We start from the raw sequence: 2918 nt of genomic DNA, 5'->3' as shown, positions 1-2918 counted from the left end.
GCACCCTGGTCACCCGGCTGCGGCTGCCTTCGTTCGTCGTCACCTTGGCCGGCCTCTTGGGATTCCAGGGCGTGATGATCGAACTGCTCGGCACCGGCGGCACCATTCCGATCCCGGACGAAACCATCAACGATCTGGCCAATGGCACCCTGAGCCGCGCCGGCGGCTGGATCCTGGTGATCGCGCTGACGCTGATCTACGCAGCCGTGACCATCGTCCGCGATCAGCAGCGGCGCCGCAGCGCGCTGACCACGCCGCCGCCCGGCCTCATCGCTCTCAAGATCGTCGCAGCCGTCGTGGCCGGCGTGGCCGTGGTGCTGGTGTGCAACGTCGACCGCGGCGTGCCCGCGTTTCCGCTGAACGGCATGCCGTGGGTGATCCCGATCGTGTTTGCGGTCCTGGTCGCATGGTCCTTCCTGCTCGGGCGCACACGCTTCGGCCGCTACATCTATGCCATCGGCGGCAATGCGGAAGCCGCGCGGCGCGCGGGCATCAGCCTCGCTTGGATACGCACCCTGGCTTTCACCTTTGCAGGCCTCACCGCCGGCATCGGCGGGATCATCTACGCGTCCCGGCTGCGCTCGATGTCGACGAGTTTCGACGGTGGCACCATCGTGCTCTATGTGGTCGCGACCGCCGTGATCGGCGGCACCAGCCTGTTCGGCGGCCGCGGACACCCGTTGCACGCCGTGCTTGGCGGCGTGGTGATCGCAGCGATCGTGAACGGCATGGCGCTGCTTGGCCTGAGCGCCGCGATCCAGCTGATGGCGACGGCGCTGGTGCTGCTGGCCGCGATCACGGTCGACGTCGTCGTCCGCCGCCGCGGCGAGGGGCCCGCTTGACGACTGCTTGGAGCTGAAACGCCCATGCACGGGAAGGAGTCGACCGTAGGGCGGGCAAAGGCGCACTTGCGCCGTGCCCACCACCTTCTGTGCGTTGATAGCGATGGTGGGCACGCCTCCGCCATCGCTCTTGCGAGCGACGGCGGACGCTTTGCCCCCCTTGTATAAGCCACTCCGCCATCGTCGTCCCGGCGAACGCCGGGACCATCACCACAGGGACCGGTTGTTAACATCTGACGTGGCCCCGGTGTGCCCGACACCACCCGCCTGTGGTCAGGGGTCCCGGTTCTGCGCTCGCGTTGCTCGCTTGGCCGGGACGGCATTTTAATGGTCGCTCCGCACGACTCACCGACGTGAAATCCGGCCGAGATCAGGGAGCAGTGGCGGCCGGGCAGGCCAGCCGCCGTTCACGGGCGATGGCCCTGGCCGCCTGCTCGCCAATGATGACGCAGGGCGCCATCGTGTTGCCCAAGGGAACGCGCGGCATCACCGAGGCGTCGGCGATGCGGAGGCGATCGATGCCGTAGACCTTGAGGCGGCCGTCGACGACGGCCATGGGGTCCCGTCCCATCCTGGCGGTGCAGCTCTGATGCCAGACCGTCGCCACGCCGTCGCGGATGAAGTCGTCCATGGCCGCAGACGACAGCGCGGTCGGCATGATCTCCCGCTTCACGAAGAGCCGCAGCGCTCGGCGTTGCCGACCTCGCGGGCAAGCTCCACGCAGCGGCGCAATGCGACCAGATCCGCCGGATCTGAAAGGCTCTGCGCGTCGATCAGGATCGGATCATCAGGCCTCGCGCCGGTCAGCCGCAGGCGGCCCACGCTGTGCGGACGCAGCAATGCCGGAAATATCCCCCATGATCCGGCCGGTACCGAATGGCGCGCTGCGAGTTCGGGGGTAGCGATGGGAAACTGGGCTTGCAGCAATTGGAGGTCAGGACCCTCCAGCTCCGGTGCGCTTTTGGCGAAGATGGTGACTTCGCCGCCATTGCCGCGGGAAGCGAGCGGCTCCTTGTATTCCCAGATGCAACTCGAGACCGTGATGTGGTCCTGGAAGTTGGCGCCGACGCCGGGAAGATGCTGGATCACGGGAATGTCGAGGGAAGCCAGCGTGTCGGCGTCGCCAACGCCCGACTGCATCAGCAGCTTCGGGGTGTGGATGGCGCCAAGCGACAGGATCACTTCCTGTGCGGCGTGAACGCGGTGGCTGCGGCCGTCGAGCAGGCACTCCACACCGACCGCCGCGCCGCGCTCGATCAGCACGCGCGTCACCAGGGTGTCGGACAGCACCGTCAGGTTCGGCTGGTGCATCAGCGGAACGACGTAGGATCGGAAAATCGATTGTCGCCGGCCACCGCGAATGCGCAGATTGAAGTAGCACGCGCCGCCCGGGCCTTCCATCATGGCGCCGTTCTGGTCGTCGAACACGGGGATGCCGAGTTCGGTCGCGGCGTCCAGCATCGCGGTGGCGACGGGATGGGGCTCCGCCGGCGGCGTGATGTAGAGCAGACCGTCCGTTCCGCGTCGCGCCGGATCTGGCGCGCCCCGCCAGTTTTCGATGTCGCGGTAGATCGCCAGAGCCGACTCATAGCTCCAGGCTGGATCGCCGGCCTGGTCAGCGAAGTAATCCCAGTCGCTCTTGTGGCCGCGCGCCCAGACCATCACGTTGATGCTCGATCCGCCGCCCAGCACCTTGCCCATGTTCATCGGGATCGCGCGTCCGTTGAGGTGTGGATTGGGCAAGGCCGAAAAGCCCCAGTCCCGCGCGGTGCCCAGATTGAGCGGCCAGGCCGCCGCCATCTCCACCTCCGGCGCGGTGTCGACGCCGCCGGCCTCGATCAGCAGCACCGAGACGTCCGGATTTTCGGCCAGCCGCCGCGCCACGACCGAGCCGGAGGATCCCGAGCCGCACACGATGAAGTCGTAGCGCGGCAGCAGATTGGCGCGAAGCCTCTCTTGATTTGCGGTGACGGCTTGCGTGAATTCAGCCGAGTGTACGTTCATGTGAATGCCTCGAATGATTGACCGCCGGCCCGTGTCAGGCGGAATTGTATTATGAACATCATCCATTCGTGT

Annotated in this window: 1 protein-coding gene and 1 pseudogene; one reads left to right on the top strand and one right to left on the bottom strand. The window is 66.9% G+C overall.

Annotation, left to right across the window (positions count from 1 at the left end):
• Nucleotides 1-842, top strand: an 842-nt coding sequence (locus WCB02_RS42430; RefSeq protein WP_423969117.1) for an ABC transporter permease subunit, incomplete at its 5' end; no start/stop codon positions are given.
• Nucleotides 843-1212: 370 nt separating this feature from the next.
• On the opposite strand, the pseudogene WCB02_RS42425 reads toward WCB02_RS42430, so the two are convergent.
• A pseudogene (locus tag WCB02_RS42425) lies at nucleotides 1213-2846 on the bottom strand (GMC family oxidoreductase).
• Between the last annotated feature and the right edge of the window lie 72 nt (nucleotides 2847-2918).

It is taken from the genome of Bradyrhizobium sp. (assembly GCF_049581145.1).
Lineage (GTDB): Bacteria > Pseudomonadota > Alphaproteobacteria > Rhizobiales > Xanthobacteraceae > Bradyrhizobium.
The sequence above is the reverse complement of the archived record's forward strand: the minus strand, read 5'-3'. Positions and strand labels throughout refer to the sequence as shown.